28 protein-coding genes are annotated in these 23,971 nt (G+C 48.9%); 17 read left to right on the top strand and 11 right to left on the bottom strand.

Annotated elements, in window-relative coordinates:
* Positions 1 to 23: 23 nt before the first annotated feature.
* Entirely contained in the window at positions 24 to 164 is a 141-nt protein-coding gene (locus ACXAH4_RS05850; RefSeq protein ID WP_474852208.1) for a hypothetical protein, read from the bottom strand.
* Positions 165 to 312: 148 nt separating this feature from the next.
* Here ACXAH4_RS05850 and ACXAH4_RS05845 point away from each other — a divergent pair, with 148 nt between their 5' ends.
* Positions 313 to 1,566: a malic enzyme-like NAD(P)-binding protein gene (locus ACXAH4_RS05845; protein WP_303573892.1), complete on the top strand. Its 1,254-nt coding sequence runs from the start codon at positions 313 to 315 to the stop codon at positions 1,564 to 1,566.
* A 97-nt stretch (positions 1,567 to 1,663) separates the two neighbouring features.
* Positions 1,664 to 2,872, top strand: a complete 1,209-nt coding sequence (locus ACXAH4_RS05840) for an MFS transporter (RefSeq protein ID WP_119499939.1) — start codon at positions 1,664 to 1,666, stop codon at positions 2,870 to 2,872.
* A 48-nt stretch (positions 2,873 to 2,920) separates the two neighbouring features.
* Here the strand turns inward: ACXAH4_RS05840 and metJ are convergent, their stop codons facing one another.
* Complete coding sequence (gene metJ, locus ACXAH4_RS05835) at positions 2,921 to 3,244, bottom strand: met regulon transcriptional regulator MetJ (protein WP_119499938.1); 324 nt, start codon at positions 3,242 to 3,244, stop codon at positions 2,921 to 2,923.
* 156 nt (positions 3,245 to 3,400) lie between these two features.
* Between metJ and metF the strand changes: the two genes are divergently transcribed.
* Both metF and ACXAH4_RS05825 read left to right on the top strand, forming a co-directional pair.
* A complete protein-coding gene (gene metF / locus ACXAH4_RS05830; protein ID WP_303573894.1) occupies positions 3,401 to 4,285 on the top strand; it encodes a methylenetetrahydrofolate reductase in 885 nt (294 codons plus the stop codon).
* Positions 4,286 to 4,562: 277 nt separating this feature from the next.
* Positions 4,563 to 5,447 carry a virulence factor BrkB family protein gene (locus ACXAH4_RS05825; RefSeq protein ID WP_119499936.1) on the top strand — a complete coding sequence of 295 codons (885 nt, stop codon included), beginning with the start codon at positions 4,563 to 4,565 and terminating at the stop codon, positions 5,445 to 5,447.
* A 49-nt stretch (positions 5,448 to 5,496) separates the two neighbouring features.
* Here the strand turns inward: ACXAH4_RS05825 and ACXAH4_RS05820 are convergent, their stop codons facing one another.
* Both ACXAH4_RS05820 and ACXAH4_RS05815 read right to left on the bottom strand, forming a co-directional pair.
* Positions 5,497 to 6,147, bottom strand: a complete 651-nt coding sequence (locus ACXAH4_RS05820; RefSeq protein ID WP_474881128.1) for a DUF2959 domain-containing protein — start codon at positions 6,145 to 6,147, stop codon at positions 5,497 to 5,499.
* Positions 6,144 to 6,386, bottom strand: coding sequence for a DUF6677 family protein (locus ACXAH4_RS05815; protein WP_119499934.1), 243 nt, complete (start codon positions 6,384 to 6,386; stop codon positions 6,144 to 6,146). Before ACXAH4_RS05815 ends, ACXAH4_RS05820 begins: the two co-directional genes overlap by 4 nt.
* 86 nt (positions 6,387 to 6,472) lie before the next feature.
* On the opposite strand from ACXAH4_RS05815, the gene pip reads away from it, so the two are divergent.
* The 6 genes from pip to ACXAH4_RS05785 all read left to right on the top strand — a co-directional run bounded on the left by pip (position 6,473) and on the right by ACXAH4_RS05785 (position 10,536).
* A complete protein-coding gene (gene pip, locus ACXAH4_RS05810; protein WP_474845275.1) occupies positions 6,473 to 7,450 on the top strand; it encodes a prolyl aminopeptidase in 978 nt (325 codons plus the stop codon).
* On the top strand, positions 7,447 to 7,884 hold the full coding sequence (dtd, locus tag ACXAH4_RS05805; RefSeq protein ID WP_474881126.1) for a D-aminoacyl-tRNA deacylase: 438 nt from the start codon (positions 7,447 to 7,449) through the stop codon (positions 7,882 to 7,884). Before pip ends, dtd begins: the two co-directional genes overlap by 4 nt.
* A gap of 140 nt (positions 7,885 to 8,024) precedes the next feature.
* Entirely contained in the window at positions 8,025 to 8,945 is a 921-nt protein-coding gene (locus tag ACXAH4_RS05800; RefSeq protein ID WP_474845279.1) for a bifunctional GNAT family N-acetyltransferase/hotdog fold thioesterase, read from the top strand.
* Between the two features lie 26 nt (positions 8,946 to 8,971).
* Positions 8,972 to 9,778 (top strand): helix-turn-helix domain-containing protein, encoded by an 807-nt coding sequence (locus ACXAH4_RS05795; protein WP_474881124.1) that lies wholly within the window; start codon positions 8,972 to 8,974, stop codon positions 9,776 to 9,778.
* A 101-nt stretch (positions 9,779 to 9,879) separates the two neighbouring features.
* Entirely contained in the window at positions 9,880 to 10,338 is a 459-nt protein-coding gene (locus ACXAH4_RS05790; protein WP_474881122.1) for a carboxymuconolactone decarboxylase family protein, read from the top strand.
* Between the two features lie 3 nt (positions 10,339 to 10,341).
* Entirely contained in the window at positions 10,342 to 10,536 is a 195-nt protein-coding gene (locus ACXAH4_RS05785) for a YrhK family protein (protein WP_349583794.1), read from the top strand.
* A gap of 40 nt (positions 10,537 to 10,576) precedes the next feature.
* On the opposite strand, the gene rpoH is transcribed toward ACXAH4_RS05785, so the two are convergent.
* Positions 10,577 to 11,431: an RNA polymerase sigma factor RpoH gene (rpoH, locus tag ACXAH4_RS05780; protein ID WP_119499928.1), complete on the bottom strand. Its 855-nt coding sequence runs from the start codon at positions 11,429 to 11,431 to the stop codon at positions 10,577 to 10,579.
* Positions 11,432 to 11,859: 428 nt separating this feature from the next.
* On the opposite strand from rpoH, the gene ACXAH4_RS05775 reads away from it, so the two are divergent.
* Positions 11,860 to 13,077 carry an EAL and HDOD domain-containing protein gene (locus tag ACXAH4_RS05775; RefSeq protein WP_474881120.1) on the top strand — a complete coding sequence of 406 codons (1,218 nt, stop codon included), beginning with the start codon at positions 11,860 to 11,862 and terminating at the stop codon, positions 13,075 to 13,077.
* A gap of 153 nt (positions 13,078 to 13,230) precedes the next feature.
* A complete protein-coding gene (locus tag ACXAH4_RS05770; RefSeq protein ID WP_474845288.1) occupies positions 13,231 to 14,469 on the top strand; it encodes an EAL and HDOD domain-containing protein in 1,239 nt (412 codons plus the stop codon).
* 81 nt (positions 14,470 to 14,550) lie between these two features.
* On the opposite strand, the gene ftsX is transcribed toward ACXAH4_RS05770, so the two are convergent.
* Genes ftsX through ftsY form a run of 3 tightly spaced genes read right to left on the bottom strand, consistent with a single transcriptional unit; the run spans position 14,551 to position 17,747 of the window.
* The gene (gene ftsX, locus ACXAH4_RS05765; protein ID WP_474881118.1) at positions 14,551 to 15,531 is read right to left on the bottom strand and encodes a permease-like cell division protein FtsX; all 981 of its coding nucleotides are present in this window, start codon (positions 15,529 to 15,531) and stop codon (positions 14,551 to 14,553) included.
* A complete protein-coding gene (gene ftsE, locus ACXAH4_RS05760) occupies positions 15,528 to 16,217 on the bottom strand; it encodes a cell division ATP-binding protein FtsE (RefSeq protein ID WP_119499924.1) in 690 nt (229 codons plus the stop codon). Before ftsE ends, ftsX begins: the two co-directional genes overlap by 4 nt.
* Before the next feature lie 42 nt (positions 16,218 to 16,259).
* Positions 16,260 to 17,747: a signal recognition particle-docking protein FtsY gene (gene ftsY / locus ACXAH4_RS05755; RefSeq protein ID WP_474881116.1), complete on the bottom strand. Its 1,488-nt coding sequence runs from the start codon at positions 17,745 to 17,747 to the stop codon at positions 16,260 to 16,262.
* Positions 17,748 to 17,832: 85 nt separating this feature from the next.
* On the opposite strand from ftsY, the gene rsmD reads away from it, so the two are divergent.
* Entirely contained in the window at positions 17,833 to 18,423 is a 591-nt protein-coding gene (rsmD, locus tag ACXAH4_RS05750) for a 16S rRNA (guanine(966)-N(2))-methyltransferase RsmD (protein WP_474881114.1), read from the top strand.
* Between the two features lie 181 nt (positions 18,424 to 18,604).
* On the opposite strand, the gene ACXAH4_RS05745 is transcribed toward rsmD, so the two are convergent.
* Complete coding sequence (locus tag ACXAH4_RS05745) at positions 18,605 to 19,186, bottom strand: YjaG family protein (protein WP_474845296.1); 582 nt, start codon at positions 19,184 to 19,186, stop codon at positions 18,605 to 18,607.
* On the bottom strand, positions 19,186 to 19,794 hold the full coding sequence (locus ACXAH4_RS05740; protein ID WP_119499920.1) for a YhgN family NAAT transporter: 609 nt from the start codon (positions 19,792 to 19,794) through the stop codon (positions 19,186 to 19,188). Before ACXAH4_RS05740 ends, ACXAH4_RS05745 begins: the two co-directional genes overlap by 1 nt.
* A 173-nt stretch (positions 19,795 to 19,967) precedes the next feature.
* On the opposite strand from ACXAH4_RS05740, the gene ACXAH4_RS05735 reads away from it, so the two are divergent.
* Positions 19,968 to 20,150, top strand: a complete 183-nt coding sequence (locus ACXAH4_RS05735; protein ID WP_119499919.1) for a helix-turn-helix domain-containing protein — start codon at positions 19,968 to 19,970, stop codon at positions 20,148 to 20,150.
* 85 nt (positions 20,151 to 20,235) lie between these two features.
* On the opposite strand, the gene pepB is transcribed toward ACXAH4_RS05735, so the two are convergent.
* Positions 20,236 to 21,519 carry an aminopeptidase PepB gene (pepB, locus tag ACXAH4_RS05730; RefSeq protein ID WP_474845299.1) on the bottom strand — a complete coding sequence of 428 codons (1,284 nt, stop codon included), beginning with the start codon at positions 21,517 to 21,519 and terminating at the stop codon, positions 20,236 to 20,238.
* A 69-nt stretch (positions 21,520 to 21,588) separates the two neighbouring features.
* Between pepB and sfsA the strand changes: the two genes are divergently transcribed.
* The 3 genes from sfsA to gluQRS all read left to right on the top strand — a co-directional run bounded on the left by sfsA (position 21,589) and on the right by gluQRS (position 23,953).
* On the top strand, positions 21,589 to 22,290 hold the full coding sequence (sfsA, locus tag ACXAH4_RS05725) for a DNA/RNA nuclease SfsA (RefSeq protein WP_474845301.1): 702 nt from the start codon (positions 21,589 to 21,591) through the stop codon (positions 22,288 to 22,290).
* Between the two features lie 220 nt (positions 22,291 to 22,510).
* Entirely contained in the window at positions 22,511 to 22,960 is a 450-nt protein-coding gene (dksA, locus tag ACXAH4_RS05720) for an RNA polymerase-binding protein DksA (RefSeq protein ID WP_119503274.1), read from the top strand.
* Positions 22,961 to 23,026: 66 nt separating this feature from the next.
* Positions 23,027 to 23,953: a tRNA glutamyl-Q(34) synthetase GluQRS gene (gene gluQRS, locus ACXAH4_RS05715; RefSeq protein ID WP_474845303.1), complete on the top strand. Its 927-nt coding sequence runs from the start codon at positions 23,027 to 23,029 to the stop codon at positions 23,951 to 23,953.
* Positions 23,954 to 23,971: the final 18 nt, after the last annotated feature.

Raw genomic sequence — 23,971 nt, 5'->3', positions numbered from 1 at the left:
ACACTTAACCCGTGCTCGTCCCGTTACGCTTTACTCACCCGCCCGCTCCACCGTCCAGCCATATAAAATAAATTATAAATTAAAGTTAACTTATAAATTTCATCAATAGTCGGCATTGATAATTCCGTTTTGTGAAGCCGCCCTCCGGCAACTAAAGTAAGCATAAGATAGCTCCTGATCAGATATGTACTGTGAAAGGCGTTGTGTTACATTTGTCGCAAGCTGCGCTTTATAACGAAAACAAGAGATTAGCGCAGGAACGACAAGTAGTAGTTGTGCAAAGACCAAACCCTGAGAAGGACACACAAAAGAATGTCAGATTTCAGACAACGCGCCCTGGATTACCACGAATACCCTACTCCGGGCAAAATAAAGGTAGAACTGTCGACTCCGGCTGACAGCGTAGATGATTTAGCACTGGCCTACAGCCCCGGCGTAGCCGAACCGGTACGTGAAATTGCCGAAGATCCTGATGCAGCATACCGATATACCGCCAAAGGTAATATGGTTGCAGTAATCAGTAATGGTACGGCCATTCTCGGATTAGGTAATTTAGGTCCGCTGGCATCAAAACCCGTGATGGAAGGTAAAGCGTTACTGTTTAAGCGTTTTGCCGGACTGGATGCTATCGATATTGAAGTTAAACACCGGACTACTGAAGAATTCATCAACACGGTTGCCAATATCGCTGATACGTTCGGCGGTATTAACCTTGAAGATATTAAAGCGCCGGAATGTTTCGAAATCGAGCAGGAGCTGATCAAACGCTGCAAGATTCCGGTATTCCATGACGATCAACACGGTACAGCCATCGTAACAGCGGCCGGTATGCTCAACGCGCTGGAAATTCAGGGCAAGAACATCGAAGACGCCAAAATTGTTTGTATGGGAGCCGGTGCTGCCGCCGTTGCATGTATGGAGCTGCTGATCAAGTGCGGCGCCCAGCGTGAGCGCATTTATATGCTCGATCGTAAAGGGGTGATTCATACCCGCCGTGACGATCTCACGGAACACAAAATGTTGTTCGCCAACAACACGGATAAACGTACCCTTGACGATGTAATGGATGGTGCGGATATTTTTGTCGGTGTTTCCGGCCCTGACGTATTGCCTCCAGAAACCTTAAAACTGATGGCACCAAACCCGGTGGTATTTGCCTGTTCAAACCCTGATCCGGAAATTAAACCGGAACTGGCCCATGAGGTTCGCAGTGATTTGATCATGGCAACGGGCCGTTCAGATTACCCCAACCAAGTGAACAATGTACTGTGCTTCCCGTTCATTTTCCGTGGTGCACTGGATGTTCGTGCTTCGACCATTAATGACGAAATGAAAGTCGCTGCGGTTGAAGCATTACGTTCAGTATCGAAAGAGCCTGTACCTGAAGAAGTATTGAAAGCCAGTAAATCAGCATCGCTGACATTTGGTAAAGATTACATTATTCCTAAACCTATGGATCCCCGTTTGCTTCACCGTATTGCCAGTGCCGTAGCACAGGCAGCGATTGACTCAGGCGTCGCCGGTGTTGAATCCTTACCGGCAAAATACACGGGTAACAAAGACTGATTGAAGCATACTGACTTCATTTGTTACGGGCCGGTTATACTACCGGCCCGTTTTCGTTTATCTTCCCGCTTCCCCTAATCTGACGGACAAAGATTTCATGTGGTCAAAAGCACTTATCGGGCTCATCATCGGACGAATAGCTACCACGCTTATCGGCTCAACCATGGCAGTCAGTATAGGCTGGCATTTATACGAAGCCACCGGCGAGGCCTTTGACCTGGCACTGGTAGGCATTTTTCAGATTGTGCCGGTGATCAGTTTATTCCTCGTGGCAGGTTGGGCTGCAGACAACTTTTCCCGCAAAAGCATTTTATTAATTTCTGCCGGATTGCAGTTACTGGTGGTGCTGGCCGTCGCTTTGCTGATGAATCAGCCGGAACTGAATAAATGGGCGCTGTTTTGCTCGTTATCGGTATTGGGCGCAGGGCGGGCTTTCTTCGCACCGGCCATTCAGTCTGTGTTGCCGAATATCGTCAGCACCGATCATCTGGGGCGTGCGGTGGCTGCCATAAGCTCTATCTGGAATATCGCCTTAACCGTGGGGCCTTTCCTCGCCGGCGTGTTACTGGCGGCGCTCGACCGTCAGCTCTACTGGGTGCTCATCATTTTCGGCCTGTTTACGCTGGGTGGCTTTTCTTTATTGCCCGCTCTGAACATTCATTCAGAGCGCAAACTGGCACTTAAAGATATATTCAGCGGTGTGGAATACCTGATGCACAACAACGTTGTCCGCGGAGCGCTGTTTACTGATCTTGTGGTCATACTATGTGGCAGTGTCATGGCCATATTACCTGTGTTTGTGAAAGACGTCTTACATGAAGGTCCGGAAACTCTGGGTTTATTGCGGGCCATGCCGGCTGTGGGTGCGACGCTTATCGGTCTGACAATGGTACGACGTAAGCGGGCTATTGAACGCAATGGCCCGCTGCTGTTCTGGTCACTGATCATCTTCAGCTTTTCCATTATCGGCTTTGCCTTTTCACAGAACCTTTATGTGGCTTGCTTCGCTTTACTGATTTATGGCGGTTCAGACATGATAAGTGTGGTGATCAGAAGCTCAGTAGTACAAATTATGACACCGGACGCATTACGTGGCCGGGTGAGTGCAGTGAACTCCCTGTTCATCGCGTCTTCCAACGAACTCGGAGACTTCAGAAGTGGTTCGGTGACGGCAGCAGTTGGTCCGGTAGCCTGCGCGGTTGCGGGCGGAGTAATGAGCCTGGGTATTGTGCTCCTGTTCCGCTCAACTTTCAGGCCTCTATTCGAATTACAAAAAATCGAACCGCCCTCAGCCAGGCAAGACTAAGCTTGCCCCTGATACAAAAAAGCCAGAGTGATTTGCTCTGGCTTTACTTTATTCTTCTTCGTTGTCGGCGGTGGGGTCGATCCCCATCTCTTCCATCATTTTCCTTGCAACGGCAGGAACACGGTTAGGGTTATCTTTGCGCAAATCGTCGTCGTCAGGCAGCGGCTGCCCGGTGAAAGCATGAAGGAATGCTTCGCACAGTAACTCTGAATTCGTCGCGTGACGCAGGTTATTAATTTGTCTGCGGGTTCGCTCGTCTGTGAGCACCTTAAGCACATTAATCGGAATAGAAACAGTGACTTTCTTTACTTGTTCACTCTTTTTTCCATGCTCTGCGTAAGGGTGTATATACTTACCATTCCATTCTGCCATGTGAAATCTCGGACTGCCTGTTATTTTACTTTATAAGCGGAAATTCTAAACAATGTAGCGAAAAGGTCAATTAAGCCGTGTAAACCTCTTGACGTCCAGACATATATTAATTAGTTTAGACGTCTAAACGTCCAAAGAATTGAGTGAGTCAACAAAATGGTTTCCTATGCACAAGGTATCGACGCCTTAAACCAGTCATTGTCCGAATTGCGTGACATTGATGTCTCTTTTGAATTTTTTCCGCCTAACTCGGAAAAGATGGAACAAACGCTGTGGAAATCTGTTGAACGCCTGGCGCCTCTTAAGCCTTCTTATATGTCTGTGACCTACGGTGCAAACAGTGGTGAGCGTGACCGCACCCATGATGTTGTTAAACGCATTCAACAACAAACCGGTGTACAGGCAGCCCCTCACCTGACCTGCGTGGACGCAAGCCGTGATGAACTCAAACAAATTGCTCAGGAGTACTGGGATTCGGGTATTCGCCGTATTGTTGCTCTGCGGGGCGATTTACCGAAGGGCGTAGATAAAACCGAAATGTATGCCTCTGATCTGGTGGCACTGCTGAAAGACGTGGCAGACTTTGATATCTCCGTCGCCGCCTATCCGGAAAAACACCCGGAAGCGCCGAATGCCCAGTTCGACTTGCTTAACCTGAAGCGTAAAGCGGAAGCCGGGGCTTCTGAAGCAATTACTCAGTTCTTCTTTGACACCAGTGTTTACCTGCGTTTCCGTGACCGTGCTGCTGCAGCCGGTATCGATTTGGATATCGTCCCCGGGATCCTGCCGGTTACGAATTATCAGACACTGATTAAGTTTGCCGGTTTCACCAATGTTCACGTACCCGGCTGGCTGCACAAAATGTACGAAGGGCTTGATGACGATGATCAGGCAACACGTAATCTGATTGGCGCAAACATCGCCATGGAGCAAGTAAAAGTGCTGGCGAAAGAAGGGGTAAAACACTTCCACTTCTACACCCTGAACCGCTGCGAACTCAGCTACGCCATCTGCCACATGCTGGGCGTTCGCGCTGAATAGGCGGATTTCTCCCGGCATCTTCGCTGGGCGCGAAGGCCAGAGAAAAAACACGCCGGAACTCCATCCATGGAGGCTCGGCTGCAGCATCCCTGCTGCAGACGGTTTTTTCTCTGGCCTCCTCCCCCTTATCGCTACGATGCCTGGCAATTTACGCAATTTCGCCACCACGCCAGACATTACAATCTGCTGAGAAACCAACAAAACATTCCCCCCATGACTGCGAATGGTTACACTGTACAAGCATGAAACTATCCGTGCAGTTTGAAAGGAGTCTGTTTTGACAGATAATCGCTGGGTAAAGCTGTGGAATGACAAACGTCCCGCACTCAATGCCTTCTTCCATATTTTCCTGCGCCGCTGTAAAGCGGACAACATTACTATCTCGGCCGGACACCTGGCGTACGTGACACTGCTGTCACTGGTGCCGTTCATCATGGTGACATTTACTGTTATGTCAGCCTTCCCGGCTTTTGCATCAGTACGCAGTAAACTGGAACAATTCGTTTTCTCTAATTTTGTCCCGACTGCCGGCGATGTCGTCCAGCAGTACATGACCGATTTTGTTTCCAATGCCTCGGAAATGGGGGCTGTGGGTATTTTGTCGTTACTGGTCGTCGCCCTGCTGCTGATTTCAAATGTGGACAAAACACTGAACCGCATCTGGCGTACGCAAAGCGACAGGCCGGTTATTTATACTTTTGCCATCTACTGGATGGTGATTACTCTGGGGCCGATGCTCATGGGCTCCAGCGTGGCAATCAGCTCATATCTGGTTGGCGTGGCGGAATTTGCTGAAGAATACACGCCCGGCGTGGGTACCTTTATGCTCACTTTGATCCCGAGTTTCGCTGCACTGCTGGCTTTCGTGATTCTTTACCTGCTGGTGCCCAACCGCCGTGTGCGCTATTCCCACGCTCTCATCGGTGCGGTCGTCGCGACTATCTGCTTTGAGTTCACGAAAAAAGGGTTTGCTCTTTATATTACTAACTTTACTTCATACCAGGTGATATACGGTGCGCTGGCCGTGCTGCCAATACTGTTTTTGTGGGTTTATGTATCGTGGATGGTGGTGCTGATTGGTGCTGAATTTACCTGCAGTCTGGAAGATGCCTTCGGTGACATCAGAGCCAGTGAAGAGCCGCGGAAGGTCCCTCTGGAATAGGCATAAAAAAAGCTGGCAGTAATCTGCCAGCTTTTCAGTTTTGAGTCGTTTAGTTTTTCATGGTGCGGATAAACGCATCTGACTCTGCAACCGACGCTTTCATCTCGTTGATTAAACGGGACACGTCCTGCTGAATAGTTTTCAGCTCACCTTCCAGTGCACCCACCGCACTGGCGTTCAGGTTATGCTTCAGGTAAAGCACATTATCTTGAAGCGCCGTTAATACCGGTTCCATGCGGCTCTCAGCCTTTCTCATGGCCTTAATCATGGTCTCGTACTGGCGACGGGTAGCACGGAGCTTTTCTGCACTGGAGCGGCGCAGTTTGTCGCTGTCGTATTTCTCCAGCTCATCTTCCCATTCAGAAAACAGGGCTTCTGCAACGCTTTCCACCTTGTCGATACGGGCAGTAACGTCAGCAGCGGCAGCCTGGCTGTCCTGAAATTCGCCGTTAAGTTCATCGTAAACGTCTTCCAGTTCACCGCCGTTGAAATTAATCAGCGCGCTGAACTCTTCCAGTGCATCTGCAAACTGTTCCTGCGCCTCTTCCTGAGACTCTTTCGCGTTTTCAACACGGTCGACCAGAATGTCCCGCTTCTCTACGCCAAGCTTCTCCCAGGCGCCGTAATAAGCAGACTGACATCCGGACAGCGCAACGCAAGCTGCGATTGCCAGTAAACCGGTCTTAACATTACCCATCATAACTGTACCTCAGGCCCCCTGTAGCGGGCGGCATCAATAATGGCCCACAGGTGGAAAATCGCCCCCACCGGCCACAGAAAAAAGAAAATGACTGTTGCGGCAAGCCCGTAACAGGCGAAGCAAATCACGAAGAACACGAATGCTCTTAAGATCCGCCCCTGGACCAGATGACCTAATCCGGGAATAAAAAAGTTACAGATTGCTGCGATGACGTTACCGCCTGAACCCTGACCTGCCATATAAACTTCCTCGTATATTACGTAAATATGTGTTTTAGTAGCTAAACTAAACCAAAAAAACCAGACATACAACGCACTGAAATAAAATGAAACGACTTTACCCTGACATTGGATGTTACAGCAGTGGGTATTTTGACACGGGTGACGGTCACTCACTGTATTACGAAGAAAGTGGCAATCCGGATGGATTTCCCGTTCTGTATTTACATGGCGGTCCGGGCGCAGGTTTATCCCCGGGTTACAGGCGCTTTTTCGATGGCAACCGTTTCCGCATCATTGCATTTGAACAGCGTGGATGTGGCCGTTCCAAGCCTTTCGGTTCTCTGGAAAACAACACTACACAACATATTCTGGGCGATATAAAAGGCTTAAGACAGTTATTAGGCGTAGAGCAATGGATCCTGTTTGGTGGTTCGTGGGGCTCAACACTGGCTTTGCTTGCTGCAATCGATGCGCCGGATACCGTTTCCGGACTCATTCTGCGGGGCGTTTTTCTGGCCAGGCAAGAAGACCGGGACTGGTTTATCTCACATCAGGGGGCAGCGGCGACCCTCTTTCCCGAACACTACGAACTCTTTATAGATGGTATTGAGGGCGATCTGAATACCGCCTCTGTGTGTGCCCACTACCGCAAACTGTTTGACTCCTCTGACGATCTTCAGCGACTCAGTGCGCTGAAACGCTGGTACATCTGGGAAGAACGCCTTTCAAGGCTGTCACTGCCCGCAGGAACCGGTGAGCTCACCGGCCATTATCCGGTAGGCCTGATGACCAGCCTGGCTAAACTTGAATGCCATTACCTGGCTAATCACTGCTTTATTCCCGAAGATTTTATACTGCAGAATACAGCGGCCATCAGCCACATTCCGGGCACTATCGTTCACGGCCGCTACGATGTAATATGCAGCACAAAAGGGGCATACACGTTACATAAAGCATGGACAAACAGTGAATTGCAGATAGTTCAGGAAGCCGGACACAGCACATCTGAGCCGGGCATAGCACTGGCTCTTTGCAGGGCCACCCGTGATATGTCCCGTTATCTCAGGGAGAAAAAGCGTTGATTGGATTAGTACAACGGGTATCTGAAGCCAGTGTAAAAGTAGACGGTGATGTCACCGGAGCCATCGGGCATGGCATACTGTTACTCCTCGGAGTAGAAAAAGAAGATGGCGAAGAACAAATCGAAAAACTCGCCCGGAAAGTAGCGAATTACCGGATATTCAGTGATAACGACGGTAAAATGAACCTGAATATTCAGCAGGCCGGCGGCGCAGTACTGGTCGTGTCACAATTTACGCTGGTGGCAGATACGCAAAAAGGTAATCGTCCGGGGTTTTCAAAAGGCGCCAGTCCTGCTCATGGCGAAGCCATTTATAACCGCTTCACAGAGCACCTCAGCTCGCTGGGCATTCCGGTCCGGACCGGACGTTTCGGTGCAGATATGAAGGTTTCACTGATTAACGACGGGCCGGTTACATTCCATTTCGCCGTGTAATTTTCTGCAAACGTTTCACATTTCAATTATTTATTCTCTTAATCCCGGCCGGATAGCCTGATATCGGTGAATTGCCTTGTTAAGCAGGGTCACCTTAGGGTTAAATGGGCGACGGATGCATTTTTAAAAAGGCTCATACATTGTTTAGAGTAGCCACACCGAAAACAGAAGAAGAACTAGAAAAATACTTCGCGTTTCGATGGACTTATCTGCGCCAGCCATGGAATTTTCCTCCCGGTTCAGAAAAAGATGAGTATGAACAGGTTGCGGAGCACCGTGTCATCGTAAACGGCAAGGGAGACATTGTTGCTGCCGGTCGCGTTCATCTGAATACGGCAGAAGAAGCTCAGATTCGTCACATTGCTGTTAACTCTGATTATCAGCGCAGAGGCCTCGGCCAGATGATTCTGGGAGCGCTGGAAGGCGTTGCCCGTGAGATGGGCGCAATACGGGCCGTAACCAACAGCCGCGAAACCTCCATCGATTTTTTCAGCTCCTGCGGCTTCGTTATCGAACGGGAAGCCCCGAATGAACTGGGTATGCTGAAACGCCAGCAAATGGTGAAGAAGCTTACTGATCCCGGGATCGTTATGCTGCATCCGAAGTGGTGCAAAGAGCTTCAGGACACATGGACCGAAACAATCCCGATTACCGAACACATGGGCATCAAGCTGCATCAGTATACCGGCCGTACACTGGAGACACGGGCCTCACTGAATAAAAATATCAATATTCACGGTACTATGTTCGCCGGCAGTATTTTTTCTCTGGCCACTCTCACCGGATGGGGGATGATTTTCCTGCAACTGAAAGAACGCCAGTTGATGGGCGATATTGTACTGGGTGACGGTGATATTCACTATCATAAGCCGATTACAATGAAACCCCGTGCCACCTGTCATGTGGAGAGCTTAAGCGGCAAATTTGCCCCCTTGGAAAAGCGTAAGAAATGCAGTTTCACATTGCAGGTCGATATTATGGATGACGACAACGCCGTGGCTGAATTCCGTGGTGTTTTCTGGGTACTTCCTCCGAAGAAAGAGCAGGACGAAGAAGAGTAACTAATCGTGCGGCGGCAGGTTACGTTGTGACAGTCATCATACCCCCACAGCAAATTATTCCCGCCGCCTCACTTACCGCCGGGCACATGACTTTTGTGCCCGTACCGGCTCATTTAAAGCCCTGGCTCCACTCTGTGTGGCAGTCTGAATATGCCACCCATACTGCGCTGTCCACAGAACGGTGCTATCCGGATGGCGGCCATAGCCTGACATTCTCAGTCGATGATGTTTGTTATGACGCCACCGTGTTATTCGGAACGAAAACCGGCAATTTATCCAAATTCAATCGTCCCTCTGCTGTCAGTTTCCGGTTTCATCCCGGCGCTTTCTCAGAATGTTTCGGTATAAAAGCAGAGTCGGTACCACAAAATACAGATATTCCGCTGTCTGCACTTTTTCAGGAGCCGCTGCCCCCGTCAGAGGCGTTATGTGGAAAGCCATTACCTCAGGTTTACGCTGTACTTACAGACTGGCTTACTTTGCAAATTCACCGGCACAGCAACAACACGCAGCAGCGTCTTAAACTGACAGAAGCGCTGGTAACATCTTCTTACCAGGCCGGTGCTCAAAATTTCGAAAAGTTGTTTGGCTGTTCCACACGGACATTACAGCGTAAATGCAAACAGGCACTCGGCCTGGCACCCAAAGAAATGGTGATGTTTGGTAAAATTTATCTGGCGAGGAAAAGTCTGATTTACAGTAATGCGCCGCTCAGTGATATCGCCCTGTCCAGCGGCTACTTTGATCAGGCACATTTCACCAATCACTTCCGTGATTTTGTGGGCGAAACACCCGCCAGGTATCGTCAGAGAAAACAAAAAAATAACCCGTAACCCCTCATTTATTGCTTATCCACACCCGTGTCGTATTTTTACAATAATGACGGTTAACCATTGCCTACACTGCTTCTCAGTTACTTTACAGGAGAGCAGATATGCAAACTCGTATTACACAGGACACCGTATATGCCTGTGCCCCGCGCATTGTTAAATGCCTGACCGCATTAAGCCGCCCGGCTACAGATAGTGCGATTACACAGTCTTTAACCGATCTCATCAGATTACGTGTCTCACAGCTCAACGGCTGTGCTTTTTGCCTGCACATGCATGCAGCAGAGCTCAGGCAACACGACGAGTCACAGGAACGTCTGGATATGTTACAGGCATGGCGGGAAGTGCCATACTTTACTGACCAGGAGAAAGCGGCACTCAGATGGGCTGAAGCGTTAACCCGTCTGGAAAGCGGTGTAAGCGATGACGATTATCATCATGTGTCATCATTTTTTGATGAGCAGTCAGTAATTGACCTCACCACGGTTATTTTAGAAATTAACAGCTGGAACCGTCTGTCGATAGGATTCAACTTTATTCCGGCATTAACAGAAAAGAGGTAAACTGTGTTTTCAATTGCCCCGTCAAGTTGTTACTTACTCAATATTCTGGCCGGTTTCGCCTTTCTCAGTGGCAGCTCCCTGTTTCTGCCGCAATTTGCAGATTATGCCGTTACCGGTGTTTATCTGTTCATGTTGGGATCGGCACTATGGATATACACATCCACAGTTGATTTCCTTAAGCATAAAAAAAGCGCCTGACGGCGCTTTTTTCAATTTTCTATCGCGTATTAGTTAATGCTTACGCTGCCATTGCTGCCTGAAGTTTCTTCATGGCATTTTTTTCAATCTGACGTACACGCTCAGCAGAAACCTGATATTTGTCGGCAAGATCTTGAAGTGTGATCTTATTGTCTGCCAACCAGCGAGTTTCAATAATGTCCTGACTACGCTCATCTAACGTTTTGATAGCAGAATAAAGACGTTTGGAAGCATTGCTATCCCAGTCATTATTGATAACGTCCATCTCAACATCTGCGCTTTTATCTTCAAGGAACTGCACAGGCGCAAAGTTGCCACTCTCGTCGTCATCAGCACTCAGATCAAATGCCTGATCCTGACTACTCATGCGGGCTTCCATTTGCAGCACTTCTTTCGTGCTTACACCCAGTTCATCAGCAACAGTTTGCACTTCTTCGTGAGTGAACCAGCCCAGACGTTTTTTCGCCTTGCGCAGGTTGAAGAACAACTTACGTTGCGCCTTCGTGGTAGCCACTTTAACGATACGCCAGTTCTTCAGTACGAATTCATGAATTTCAGCTTTGATCCAGTGAACAGCAAAAGACACCAGTCTCACACCTACGCCCGGATCGAATCGCTTAACTGCCTTCATCAGGCCAATGTTACCTTCCTGAATCAAATCAGCCTGCGGCAAACCGTATCCTGAATAGGATTTAGCAATATGTACAACAAAGCGTAAATGCGACATGACCAGCTTTCTTGCCGCTTCCAGATCGCCTTCGTCACGTAAACGTGTCGCCAGACTTCTTTCTTCATCAGCAGAGAGCATGTTGATGCTGCTCACAGCCTGAATGTAGCCTTCGATGCTACCGCTGTGGGGCACCGATAATGCCATTGTTTGCATGTTATTGCTCATATTCACCTCAATTTGCTAAGCACTGTATTGTACCAAAACGGGCAGTGCCTTTCGAGTCCTTGATTGTCGCAGATAATTCCAAGTTAGGAATATAGTGACAAATTACTAAATATCAAGACCTGATTTGCATCAAATTAGTTCCGTACAGACGATGAAACCACCACTCAGCACGACAGAGTAAACGATAGATATCGATAAACGTTCTGTCATGTAATTAGTCTCTCAAATCAGTCCACTCACCGCGTTTAGCACGGAAATTAGACGAAATACCAATTTTTCCTGATCCTTCAAACGTATACGCTAAATCCATGGGTAGTAATTGACAGCTGTAAATGTTCGCTTGTGTATACGACAGACACACATAATGAGATTCATGCCGGTCAAAACTAACAAAATAATAACGGAAACAGATCATACAGGAGGTATGGATGTTCTCTTTTGTCGCCAGACAGCCAATTTTTGACACGGCACTAAATGTTATCGCTTATGAGATCCTCTTTCGCGATGGAAAAAGTAACGGATTTCCAGATATCGACCCAAATGAAGCCACATCGAAAATAATCAGCTCAACTCACCTTGGAATAGGCCTGGATGAGATAACAGGTGGAAAGACAGCTTTCATTAATTTTCATCGCGATACATTAATTCACCGCTTTCCCACATCGCTGGATCCTTCAATGGTGATGATTGAGATCCTGGAAACCGTCGAGGTTGATGAGACTCTTATTGCTGCATGCCGGCACCTTCGCGAGATAGGGTTTGAACTGGCACTTGATGATTTTGACGCTGACGAAAAATGGCGGCCACTATTGCCTTACGTTCAGGTCATAAAATTTGATATCCGTTCAATGAAAGAGGAAAGGATCCTTTCTCTGCTGCCAGAAATAAGCCAGTATGAAATCAAGCTGCTCGCCGAGAAAGTTGAAACTTACGCCGAATTCGAACGTTTCAGAGAGTTGGGCTTTCACTACTTTCAGGGTTACTTTCTGGCGCGGCCGGAGCTCGTCCGTCATAAACAAATTATCCCGGCTCAGATGAATATGCTTGCGCTTATCAGCGCATGTAATCAATCCCCGATGGATTTCGACCGCATAAATAACATTATCAACAAGGATGCATCGCTGACATTTCTGTTACTTCGCTTTATAAACAATCCGTTTTACAATAAACGGATAAAGGTAAAAGATTTGCGCCACGCACTGAATTACCTTGGTGAAAATGAAGTGAAAAAGTTCGTATCATTGATTGCCCTGGCAAACCTGAATAATGACAGTCCACGGGAACTGTTACAACTATCCCTCGTCAGAGCAAAGTTCTGCAGCTTGCTGGTTGCAGGTATGAACGAACTGAACGATTCTCCCGCCAGTTTTCTCGCCGGCTTGCTGTCGTTGCTGGATGCCATGATGCTGCAGCCCATGAGCGAGTTGCTGGAGAAAGTACCGGTGAGTGAAGAAGTGAAGCACGCTTTACAAGGTAATCCGGGTATGCTCAGTGATTGCCTTTTGCTGGCAAAACATATTGAGTCCGCCCGCTGGTCCACAATAAAAGCCTTCTCAAAGAAATATGGTATTCGCCAGACCACCCTTCATGGTATGTATAACTCGTCACTTAAATGGGCCGGCGCGATGGAAAATAGTATTAATTAATAATTCTGCCCATTGTATAAGTGAAAAGAATTACGTGAGCATAGATAATCTGCGGCCCATAAGATAAAGTTGATATCATCGTGCTCATGCCGTGTTATTAGCAGTCAACTTACAAAGTTGTCGTTACCATTGTTGAAGGGATTGTCAGGTCGTATGTTCGCATTTATTGCACGCCAGCCTATTTTAGACCGTGAAAAGGATGTTTTCGCGTATGAGCTTTTGTTCCGTGACGGCAAAAGCGGCGCTTACCCCGAATTAGAGCCGGACAAAGCAAAATATATTGCCCAACATTTCCATCCGTTAGGGCTGGACGATATTTCCGGTGAAAAGAAATCGTTTATTCACTTTAATCCGGACACTCTGATTTCCCGCTTTCCTACCTCCTTGAATCCCGAGTCTGTTGTCGTGCAGCTGAATGAACCCATGGCACCGACACCGGGATTACTGGAAGCCTGCACGCATATTAAACATCTCGGATTCAGTCTGGCCATTGATGATCCCATGATGCTGAGCGGGAAGCAGGACATTTTTCCGTTGATTGATGTGGTCAAAGTTGATGTCACCAAAACGAACTACGATCTGATTGAAAAGAATATCCCCCGTTATCTTGATGCCAATATCAAACTGGTGGCGGAACAGGTAAACACCCACGAAGATTTCGACAGTTGCCGCTCTCTCGGGTTTGATTTCTTCCAGGGCTATTTCTTCGCCCTGCCGGAAGCGCGACTCCATCGTCACTTGCCGGCTTCGAAAATGAACCTGGTTGATTTGATGGGAGAAAGTGCCCGCAACGACTTTAACATCAGCCGGATCAACCAGATCATTGAGCGTGACGCTGCTCTCAGCTTCCTGCTACTCAAATTTATTAATAACCCGGCAATCAATAAACGTTACAAAATTACCTCACTAAAACATGCCCTGACTTACATGGGCGAAGTGGAAATTAAGAAGTTCATCGCTTTATTATCGCTGGCCAATTTAAGTGACAATAAACCGCTGGAGCTGATCCACATGTCACTGGTGCGGGCGAAATTCTTCGATTTGCTTTCTCAGCAGCGCGGCATTAACACGAATCCGCCAATCGGCTTCCTGATAGGCCTGTTTTCACTGCTGGATGCACTCCTTGATCAGGATATGCCTGACGTTCTTAAACAACTGCCGCTGACCGACGAAGTGAATGATGCGTTGTTGGGTAAATCCAGCGAATTTAACAGCTATGTAGCGCTGGCAAGAGCGTTCGAGGGTGCCCTTTGGATGAATATTATTAAGCAGTCCAAAGTGCTGGATATCGACCAGAAGCAGCTTCACGTACTTTACAATCAGGCTATTCAGTGGGGAAACGGCGTCCGGTCCACCATCTCGGCATATTTCCCTAAGCCGGTCATGCGCTGAAGGGTTATGCAGAGACAACAGGTTACCGGATACACGGAGAAAGTAACCTGTTCAGCCGTTTAAAATAGGATGATGAAGTGGTTATTGCGGTTCAATCTCTCTGACATGCCGCTGTACTGACATCAGTGACCCCAGTAAACCCAACAGAATCGACAAACCCAGCATCGTCAGTAAGGCAGTACCGGACAGACCGGTAATATTGAATTCTTTCTGATAGAGCGTCGCAAATGCCTGAATACTGCTGTCCATCCACCATAAGATAATGATGACGGCGAACCAGGCAATCAAACCACCCAACAATCCGTACCAGAAACCGGTATATAAAAACGGCCGGTGAATAAATGCGTCAGTCGCGCCCACAAGCTTCATCACCAGAATTTCTTCCCGCTTGCTAAGGATGTTCAGCCTGATGGTGTTACCAATGATCAGTACCACAGAAACAAACAACAACACGCCAATGAGCGACACCAGCTCTCTGGCAATATCCAACAGCGCATACAAGCGCTCAAGCCATTCAATATCCAGCTTACCGATGTCGACTTCACGCTGATCTTTGAGCTTTTCAAGCAGTAACTTGGCGGATGTAGGCGAAGCATGTTTCTCGTCCGGCGTCACCAGCACCACATCAGGTAAAGGATTGGACTCCAGATAGGCGATAGCATCACCCAGTCCGGATAAATGCTGAAATTCCTTCAGGGCATCATCTGCGGGGATGAAAGTAACGCTGTCAATCTCCGTCCAGGTGTTCAGCCTGGCAACCAGTTGCTGCGCGCTGGCTGGTGGTGTGTCTTCTTTCAAAAACAAGGAGATTTCCGAGGCCTGATCCCAGCCTGCACTGATTTTTTCAGTATTTTTAACCAGAATGTAGAGTGTGCCCGGTAAGGTTATGCTCAGACCAAGCACCGCAATAGTCATTAACGATGCGGCCGGCTGACGCCACAATTCCCCGAGGCTGCCTAAAGCCTGACGGACATGACTGATGAAGAACGCACTGATAACCTGAACGATGCCAATGCGGGTATCACTGGCTCCCTGAGAGCGGCCTTTGAATAAAATACTCATGCCCAGTTTCCTCCCTGTTCCTCAGATAATCCGTCGGTGATCATCTGCCCGTTTCTCAATGTGAGTGTGCGGTACTTCATCCGGGCTATGAGCCCGAGATCGTGGGTCGCAACAAACACAGAAACGCCGGCCTGGTTGAAGTCTTCAAACAGACGAATGATTTCCATAGATAACTTAGGATCGAGGTTACCGGTGGGTTCGTCGGCCAACAACAGAGGCGGCTTATTAACCACCGCACGGGCGATGCCGACGCGCTGAGCTTCACCACCTGACAACATCATTGGCAAACTGCGGGCTTTATCCCGCAATCCCACCATTTCCAGCGCTGCTTCAACACGCTTAGAGGTTTCTTTACGGGTATAGCCTTCAATAATAAGTGGCAGCGCCACATTATCGAAAACTGATTTTGAGTCCAGCAAATGCGGGCTCTGGAAGATCATGCCGATATCCCGGCGGATAAACGCTATCTGCCGGCGTTTTATTTCGTTCAGATCGTGACCGTTAATCAGTACCTTGCCCACACTGGGGCGTTCCATGATACTGATTAATTTGAGCAGCGTGCTTTTCCCCGCGCCGGAGTGGCCGGTAAGAAAAGCCATCTCACCCGGTTCAATGTGAAAGCTCACTTTTGACAGTGCGCGCTGACCACCGGGGTAGGTTTTACTTACCTGCTCAAATTTGATCATCTGCTAATCCTGCAACGACGAAAGGATACTGAATTCTCTACGTTAATCGTTTTCGCTCTCACTGAAAAGTGCGTCGATGAATTCATCGCCGTTAAATGTGCGCAAGTCGTCAATTCCCTCACCCACACCAATGTAACGGATTGGAATACCGAACTGGTCAGCGATAGAGAAAATCACGCCGCCTTTAGCAGTACCGTCCAACTTGGTCAGCGTTAAACCTGTCAGACCTACGGCTTCGTTGAACAGCTTCGCCTGACTTACTGCATTCTGGCCCGTTCCTGCATCTAGTGTGAGCATGACTTCATGAGGTGCGTCCGGGTTGAGTTTCTTCATTACCCGAACCACTTTTTTCAGTTCTTCCATCAGGTTATTTTTATTCTGCAGGCGGCCGGCGGTATCCGCGATAAGAATATCTGTACCACGGGATTTTGCGGCTTCCAGAGCGTCATACAATACAGATGCACTGTCTGAGCCTGTGGGCTGGGCGATAACAGGAATCTTGTTACGCTCTCCCCAAACCTGAAGCTGTTCAACGGCGGCAGCACGAAAGGTATCACCCGCAGCCAGCATGACTTTCTTACCCTGTTGCTGGAACTGTTTTGCCAGTTTACCGATGGTGGTGGTTTTACCCACACCGTTAACGCCCACCATCAGAATGACGTATGGTCCGCTACCCGCATTATGCTGTTTCATATCTTCAGCCAGCGGGCGATCAACAGATTTGAGCATCTCACGCATCTGGCCTTTAAGGATATCCACCAGCGCCTCAGCGTCCTTGAGTTGCGAACGTTTTGCACTGTCTGTAAGTTTGTTGATGATTTTCTGTGTGGTGTCCATGCCCACATCAGCCACCAGCAACTGAGTTTCAAGCTCTTCATACAAATCATCGTCGATGGCTTTGCCGCGGAACAAACTGATAAAGCCACTGCCAAGGTTTGTTTTAGTGCGCGATAAGCTGGCTTTCAGGCGACTGAAAAGAGACTTTTTCTCTTCTTTGGCTTCGGGCTTTGCTTCAACAACAGGTTCCGGCTCAGATTCTACTTCCGGCTCAGGTTCAGGCACGGCGGCGACAACCGGCGTCATTTCTTCCGGCGTAATGTCTTCGTCAGAAACAACTTCCGGCTGAACTTCGTCTTGTTTTACCTGTTGGGTTACCTTCTCAGACTCAACCCATCCCGGTCCGGTTGCATCCTCAGGTCCAGTTTTCCGTATTAACGGCTCTGGTGCAGGCTCATCAAATGCAGGTACTTCGGGTTCAGACTGCACTGCAGCAGAGCTTTCTGGCTGAGCCTTAACGATATCATGCGGTTCAACCGGCGTATCCACTTCCGCTTCAATTACGGGCTCTTTAAGTACAGCATCTTCAGGTTTAGTTTCTCCGGCAGGGGCCTCAGCTTCAACATTACTTTGCGCAGGCTCAGGCACTTCTGTTTCTGGCGTCTCAACCGCGTTGCTTTCCTGCGGCTTTACTTCACTTTGTTCTTTTTCAGGTTGCTTGTTCTTTCTGAACCAGCCAAAAAGTTTCGACATTGTTTGGTCAAATCCTTAGTAAATCGGCAAAATTCGGCTACACTGGCCGGCTTTCAATAGCCGTTATCATACATTGTCAGCCCCTATGAAGCGAGTATCCAGAAAGCCTCAGACACAAAAGACGAAATCAGGCAACGTCAGGATCATTTCAGGTCAGTATCGCGGCCGGAAACTGCCCGTGGCAGATGTGGACGGGTTACGTCCCACTACAGACAGGAACAGAGAAACCCTGTTCAACTGGCTGATGCATGATTTACCCGACGCTCACTGTCTCGACGCTTTTGCAGGCTCAGGCGGACTTGGCTTTGAAGCACTTTCCCGCTATGCCGGACATTGCACATTCATTGAGAAAGACAGAAATGTGGCCGCACAACTGAAAACCAACCTTTCAGCAATGTCTGCAAATGGTGAAGTGATCAATGGCGATGCTGTTCAGGTATTGTCTTCCACAGACAAGCAGTTCGATATTATTTTCATCGATCCCCCCTTCAATCACGGCCTCGTTGAACCGGTTCTGCAAGTCATTCTAAGCCGGAATCTTTTGAAACCCGACGGTGTAATTTACGTCGAGCAGGAAATCAACGCCCCCTCCCCGCTCATCAGCGAACGCCTGCAGGTAGTTAAAGAAAAGAAACTCGCACAGGTGATGTACTGCTTGCTATCACTGGAAGACTGACTGAGCGGTTAAGCCAGAGGCAGGCGTTAATGCGGTTGTCGGGCACTGCTGTACGCAGTGAGCCCGCAGGCGGTGAAGGTGTGTAGTTCGGAAACTGTCAGTCGCAGGGATGCGACTGCCAAGCCTCCAGGGATGGATTTACGGCGTGTTCCCGAACTACACGCCGATCCCCCGAAAGGGCTCACGCCTCAGGATTGATTTCGAGGCCGATGTTGGAGATGCCTTCTTCGAGAGCGAGGGCCTTGAGTTCGTCGCAGGTGGACAGCGGACTGCCGTCCTTTTCCAGCAGGTCGAGCATGGCGTTTTGCAGCTCTACTTCAAATACCATCAGCGGATGGCCTTTAATGTCTTCTTCGTCAACGCCGGATGCCAGCAGGTAAGCTTCCACACTGCCCTGCGACAGCTTACTGACCACCACAGCCCCTTGCAGATCCTGCTTCAGCACAAGGCCAATCGCCGCAGCCAGAGCGATTGTTGCATCGATAGCAGGGTAAACACCGAAGGTGTCGTAATCTGCGGTATCAGGGGTGACGCACTCTACTTTCTCAAGCTGAACAGAAAAGTTGATTTTGCTTTTCGGGCTGCGTACCGATTCCCACAATAAAGATAAACAGTTTTTGCAAACGCCTTCATCATCAAAGCCCGTGACTTCTTTAAATAACGCATAATTCGGTAACATCCGCTCCAGCAGCGCAGCGCTGAAGGCAACGGCACGCCATCCTTCCAGTTGTCTCACCCGTGCAAATGTAGACAGTTTTTTCATTATTGTATCGCTCCGGAAGCATGTTGAAAGTAATGGCTGACACCATCTAAAAACATTTGTATTGAAATCATCACCAGAATCATCCCCATCAGACGTTCCATGGCGGTTAAGCCGCGCTCACCCAATAAGCGGTGAAACACTTCAGAGAATAGCAAAATGATCGCGCTGATTACCCAGGCTGCTCCCAATGCAATCGTCCAGTCCGTCATTCTGTCCGGCGCCTGGTTAGCAATCAGAATAAGTGCAGCCAGGGTCGACGGGCCCGCAATCATAGGTATTGCCAACGGAACCAGGAACGGCTCTTCCCCCACGGCCAGCCCCAGCGCGTTACCCGACTGCGGAGGGAATATCATTTTCAGAGCAATCAGGAACAGAATGATACCACCGGCAATACTCACGGTTTCCTGACGGACATTCAGGAAATCCAGCACAGCCTGACCGCTGAACAGAAATATCAGCAAAATGATAAGTGCAAATACTAGTTCCCGCACCAGTATGACACGGCGTCGTTTAGGCTCGATGGTCTTCAGCACCGACATAAACACCGGCAGATTCCCCAGTGGATCCATGATCAGAAATAACATGATGGCCGCAGACCACGTATCCATGAAAGAGATTCTCCCCTAAAGTGTAATTGGACTTACCCGGACCCGCTGCTATGTTTAGATTTCCGGTTAAAAACGGAAATTTAGCCAACAGCGTAAATAAGAATGATAGATTAGCGCAGGATTGTCGCATTTACGCGTTGATTTTACTATCTAATCAGACAGGAATGAGAACTATGAGTTTGATGTCTATTGAAGAAGTGGCGACATTTCTTGACGTACAGCCTATCCGCGTAGAGCGCCTTGAAAGAGAGAGCCTTTTAGTTGCAAAAGAGAAGGATAGCGAAGGTAAACCGCTGTTCGATAAGGGCGATGTGGAGCGTTATAAAGTGCTGGCTGAACGGTTAGGCGGCATCTGACCTGCTTCATTTTTAATTCAGAATGAAAAAGCCCCCGGCATTATTCGTAAAAACCGGGGGCTTTTCTTTATCTGTTCATCAGTGTTCAGTTCTGCTGCAGCATTCGCGCAATACTGCGGATACCAATACCTGTTGCACCTGCCGGCATTTCCGGTGTAGCGCTGCCGTTGTAAGCTGCAGCCAGATCCAGGTGTACCCAGCCCTTACCTTCTTCATTAACAAAACGGGATAAGAAACCGGCTGCATTTGAGGCGCCGCCGCCACCGCCTCCTTTCATAGGACGACTGTTGGCAGTATCAGCAAAAGCAGACGGACACTTATCCTGATGCCATTTTTCCAGCGGCAATGGCCAGAAGCCCTCGCCCTCGGCTTTACCTGCTTCAAGCATCGCTTGTCTGGCGTCATCATCCATACTGAAAACAGCATGGTAGTCATTACCTAATGCAACCGTTGCTGCACCGGTCAGCGTTGCCGCGTTAATTATAAGGGGAGCACCAGTTTCAGTTGCACGGATCAAGCCATCAGCAAGCACCAGACGACCCTCTGCATCGGTATTGACGATTTCTACTGTAAGCCCGTTTTTATAGGTCAGTACATCGCCCAACTTGTATGCGTGACCGCTAATCAGGTTTTCAGCGCAACATAAAAGCAGTTTCACACGCTTTTTGAGTCCCTGACTGATAGCCAGTCCGAGGGCACCGGTTACTGTTGCCGCGCCGCCCATATCACATTTCATATCCAGCATCCCTTCACTGGATTTAATGCTGTAACCACCACTGTCAAAGGTGATGCCTTTACCTACCAGCACAGCATCGACCGGTGCATCGTTGTTGCCGGTGGGGTTATAGTCCAGCTCCAGTAACACCGGCGGACGCTCGCTGCCACGACCGACGTTATAAATACCAGTCCAGCCAGCTTTCTGCAGTGCTTCACCCACTGTCATACTGTAAGAGACCTTGTCTCCGCCCAGCGACTGAATCCACTGTGCTGCACGACCGGCAAGGGTTTCAGGTGATAAATCTTCAGGGGTGTCGTTCACCAGACTGCGGGTAAACAACAAGGCGGCATACGCTTTATCTAACTCAGCAACATCACCGGTGTCTGCCCAGCGGATTGATCCGGGCTTTCTCGCACGGGTATAACTCAGGGCAAAAGCCCATTGTTGCTCTTTAGACCAGTCACCGGTCAGCTGAACTTCAGCGATGCCGAGTCCGTCGATACGACGGCCCGCCTGACGAATCAATCTTGTGCTGTCGCCTTTCTCAGTAATATGGATAACAGCACCGTCTGCTGTCATGCTTAATCTGGCATTTTCGCCCCAGTGAGCCGGCGCCTTTCCGGTGGAAAGTGACACAGAAAAAATCGACATAACAATTCCTTATTAGCTTGTTACAATGTGTTCTTTATCTTCAGACAATTAAATTGACTGGTTATTTGTATGCAGTTTACTACGCCTTTACTTCACGGAAAGCTTATTCGTCGTTACAAACGGTTTCTTGCCGATGTAACCCTGGATTCAGGCGAAGAAGTGGTTGCGCATTGTCCGAACACCGGCGCAATGACTGGCTGCGCCGAACCGGGATACGAGGTCTGGCTCAGCCCCTCAAATAATCCCAAACGCAAGCTGGCCTACACCTGGGAACTGGCAAAAACCTTTGACGGACACTTCATCGGCATCAATACACATAATGCTAATAAACTGGTAGCGGAAGCACTGGATAACAATACCATAGCCGAATTTTCTCACGTACAGGACTGGAAAGCAGAGGTGACACCACCCGGCGCCGACAGCCGCTTCGATTTTCGTATCACAACCGCTGAAGGCGATGCCTATATAGAAGTGAAGTCTGTCACTCTGCTGGAAGAGGGAAAAGGCTACTTTCCCGATGCCAGAACAACCCGCGGCGCCAAACACTGCGAGACACTGGGTAATCTGGCCGCAGCGGGCGTGCCAGCGACTCTGGTGTTTTGCGTGCAGCATACTGGTATACGTGAAGTACGGGTTGCAGAGCACATTGATCCAAACTATGCCGCAGCCGTAAAGGTTGCGCACGATAAAGGAATGCAAATCATCGCTTTAGGTTGCGAAATCAATGAACAAAATATTAAGGTAAATCAATCACTACCAGTAATTTGGTGAAAAAGGGGTTGCAATTTCTCAAAGGAACGCCATATTTGCGGCTTGCTTTTTACCGTTGTGGTGCACAGACGCCACCGGCGTTTTGCATTCGAAGAGCAATGGATGCATTAAATAACGGAAGGGTAACTTTGACACCAAAGGTTGCCTGAACATAGCGATTCTGCTATAGATTCCCGGTTGTTCAGGACATATGGGTGTCGTAGTGTAGGAGATGTGGCACATGCCAACAGGAAAAGAAACGAAATCCCTGGGCCTTTTAGCCTTAGCCGGCCTTGAGCCTTACCAGCCAAAGCCTGACGAAGAATACATGAACGATGCGCAAATGGAGCATTTCCGTTTGTTGCTTAAAGCATGGCGTGATCAGTTGCGTGAAGAAGTAGACCGTACTGTGACGCATATGAAAGACGAAGCTGCCAACTTCCCTGATCCAGTCGACCGTGCAGCGCAGGAAGAAGAATTCAGCCTTGAACTGCGTACACGTGACCGTGAACGTAAACTGATTAAAAAAATCGAGAAAACCATGCGTCGCATTGAAGACGATGATTTCGGTTTCTGTGATCAGTGCGGTATCGAAATTGGTATCCGCCGTCTGGAAGCACGCCCTACAGCTGATTTATGTATCGACTGTAAAACAATGGCAGAAATCAAAGAAAAGCAGCTTCAGGGCTAACGCTTTTCTGATACTCAGGGCGCCGGTGCTAAACCCGCGCCTTAAGTCATTTTTACTCGTAATATTATGACGGGTCATCATTCTTATACCGGCAGATTTGCCCCTTCTCCCTCAGGTCCTCTTCATTTCGGTTCGCTGATAGCCGCCCTTGCCAGCTTTCTTGATGCCAGACATCATCAAGGGCAGTGGTTACTGCGAATGGAAGACATAGACGAACCCCGCTGCGTTGGCGGTGCCGACAAACTCATTCTGGACACACTTGAAGCTCACCATCTTCACTGGGACGGTGAAGTCATGTATCAGTCTGCAGAACATGCCCGTTATCAGGCGCTCACAGACCAGTTTATCCGGCAAGGCCTGGCATACCGGTGCAGTTGCACGAGAAAGATGATTAAAGAAGCCGGCGGCACATACCCCGGCACCTGCAGAGATAAACATCTCACTGGTGACGGCACGGCAATCCGGTTAAAGATGACCTCTCCGGTCACCCGGTTTGATGATCGTATTATGGGACGGGTACACGTTACCGACGCCCACGCCTTTGAAGACACCGTGCTCAAACGTCGCGACGGATTATTTTCTTACAATCTGGTGGTGGTGGCCGACGATATACACCAGGGTGTTACCCATATTGTACGGGGCAGCGATCTGCTTACCACAACAGCAACGCACTTAAGCCTTTACAAATTGCTGCAGGCACGTGCGCCGGCGTATGCCCATGTTCCGGTGGCCTCTGTGTCTGAAGGGCGCAAATTGAGTAAACAGAATCATGCTGCAGCCCTCAATAACTTAACCCCGTCGGAAAACCTCGCCGCAGCGCTGACCTTCTTAGGCTTAGCTCTTCCGGAAGATGCTAAAAATGCTCCGCCGGCAGAAGTGCTACAATGGGCAGTTGAACACTGGGGTTGTGATAGAATACCAAGGCAGCGCGAAATTATTGTCGCTGCGTCAGAATCCACTTATCATAGACCCTTTATTTTTTGTGGCATTTAATTTTTCGGAGACAGCATC

The sequence above is a fragment of the Alteromonas sp. ABV2_168 genome, assembly GCF_056161165.1.
Note: the sequence above shows the minus strand (reverse complement) of the source record. Positions and strands in the feature narration are given on the sequence as shown.

Coding starts and splice junctions, on each gene's coding strand:
- metJ (WP_119499938.1), bottom strand. CDS start 3,244: ATGGCAGAATGGAATGGTAAGTATATACACCCTTACGCAGAGCATGGA.
- ftsE (WP_119499924.1), bottom strand. CDS start 16,217: ATGATCAAATTTGAGCAGGTAAGTAAAACCTACCCCGGTGGTCAGCGC.
- rsmD (WP_474881114.1), top strand. CDS start 17,833: ATGAAGCGAGTATCCAGAAAGCCTCAGACACAAAAGACGAAATCAGGC.
- ACXAH4_RS05845 (WP_303573892.1), top strand. CDS start 313: ATGTCAGATTTCAGACAACGCGCCCTGGATTACCACGAATACCCTACT.
- ACXAH4_RS05840 (WP_119499939.1), top strand. CDS start 1,664: ATGTGGTCAAAAGCACTTATCGGGCTCATCATCGGACGAATAGCTACC.
- ACXAH4_RS05850 (WP_474852208.1), bottom strand. CDS start 164: ATGCTTACTTTAGTTGCCGGAGGGCGGCTTCACAAAACGGAATTATCA.
- sfsA (WP_474845301.1), top strand. CDS start 21,589: ATGCAGTTTACTACGCCTTTACTTCACGGAAAGCTTATTCGTCGTTAC.
- ACXAH4_RS05770 (WP_474845288.1), top strand. CDS start 13,231: ATGTTCGCATTTATTGCACGCCAGCCTATTTTAGACCGTGAAAAGGAT.
- ACXAH4_RS05820 (WP_474881128.1), bottom strand. CDS start 6,147: ATGATGGGTAATGTTAAGACCGGTTTACTGGCAATCGCAGCTTGCGTT.
- metF (WP_303573894.1), top strand. CDS start 3,401: ATGGTTTCCTATGCACAAGGTATCGACGCCTTAAACCAGTCATTGTCC.
- pip (WP_474845275.1), top strand. CDS start 6,473: ATGAAACGACTTTACCCTGACATTGGATGTTACAGCAGTGGGTATTTT.
- dksA (WP_119503274.1), top strand. CDS start 22,511: ATGCCAACAGGAAAAGAAACGAAATCCCTGGGCCTTTTAGCCTTAGCC.
- rpoH (WP_119499928.1), bottom strand. CDS start 11,431: ATGAGCAATAACATGCAAACAATGGCATTATCGGTGCCCCACAGCGGT.
- gluQRS (WP_474845303.1), top strand. CDS start 23,027: ATGACGGGTCATCATTCTTATACCGGCAGATTTGCCCCTTCTCCCTCA.
- ACXAH4_RS05815 (WP_119499934.1), bottom strand. CDS start 6,386: ATGGCAGGTCAGGGTTCAGGCGGTAACGTCATCGCAGCAATCTGTAAC.
- ftsX (WP_474881118.1), bottom strand. CDS start 15,531: ATGAGTATTTTATTCAAAGGCCGCTCTCAGGGAGCCAGTGATACCCGC.
- ACXAH4_RS05790 (WP_474881122.1), top strand. CDS start 9,880: ATGCAAACTCGTATTACACAGGACACCGTATATGCCTGTGCCCCGCGC.
- ACXAH4_RS05740 (WP_119499920.1), bottom strand. CDS start 19,794: ATGGATACGTGGTCTGCGGCCATCATGTTATTTCTGATCATGGATCCA.
- ACXAH4_RS05745 (WP_474845296.1), bottom strand. CDS start 19,186: ATGAAAAAACTGTCTACATTTGCACGGGTGAGACAACTGGAAGGATGG.
- pepB (WP_474845299.1), bottom strand. CDS start 21,519: ATGTCGATTTTTTCTGTGTCACTTTCCACCGGAAAGGCGCCGGCTCAC.
- ftsY (WP_474881116.1), bottom strand. CDS start 17,747: ATGTCGAAACTTTTTGGCTGGTTCAGAAAGAACAAGCAACCTGAAAAA.
- ACXAH4_RS05775 (WP_474881120.1), top strand. CDS start 11,860: ATGTTCTCTTTTGTCGCCAGACAGCCAATTTTTGACACGGCACTAAAT.
- ACXAH4_RS05735 (WP_119499919.1), top strand. CDS start 19,968: ATGAGTTTGATGTCTATTGAAGAAGTGGCGACATTTCTTGACGTACAG.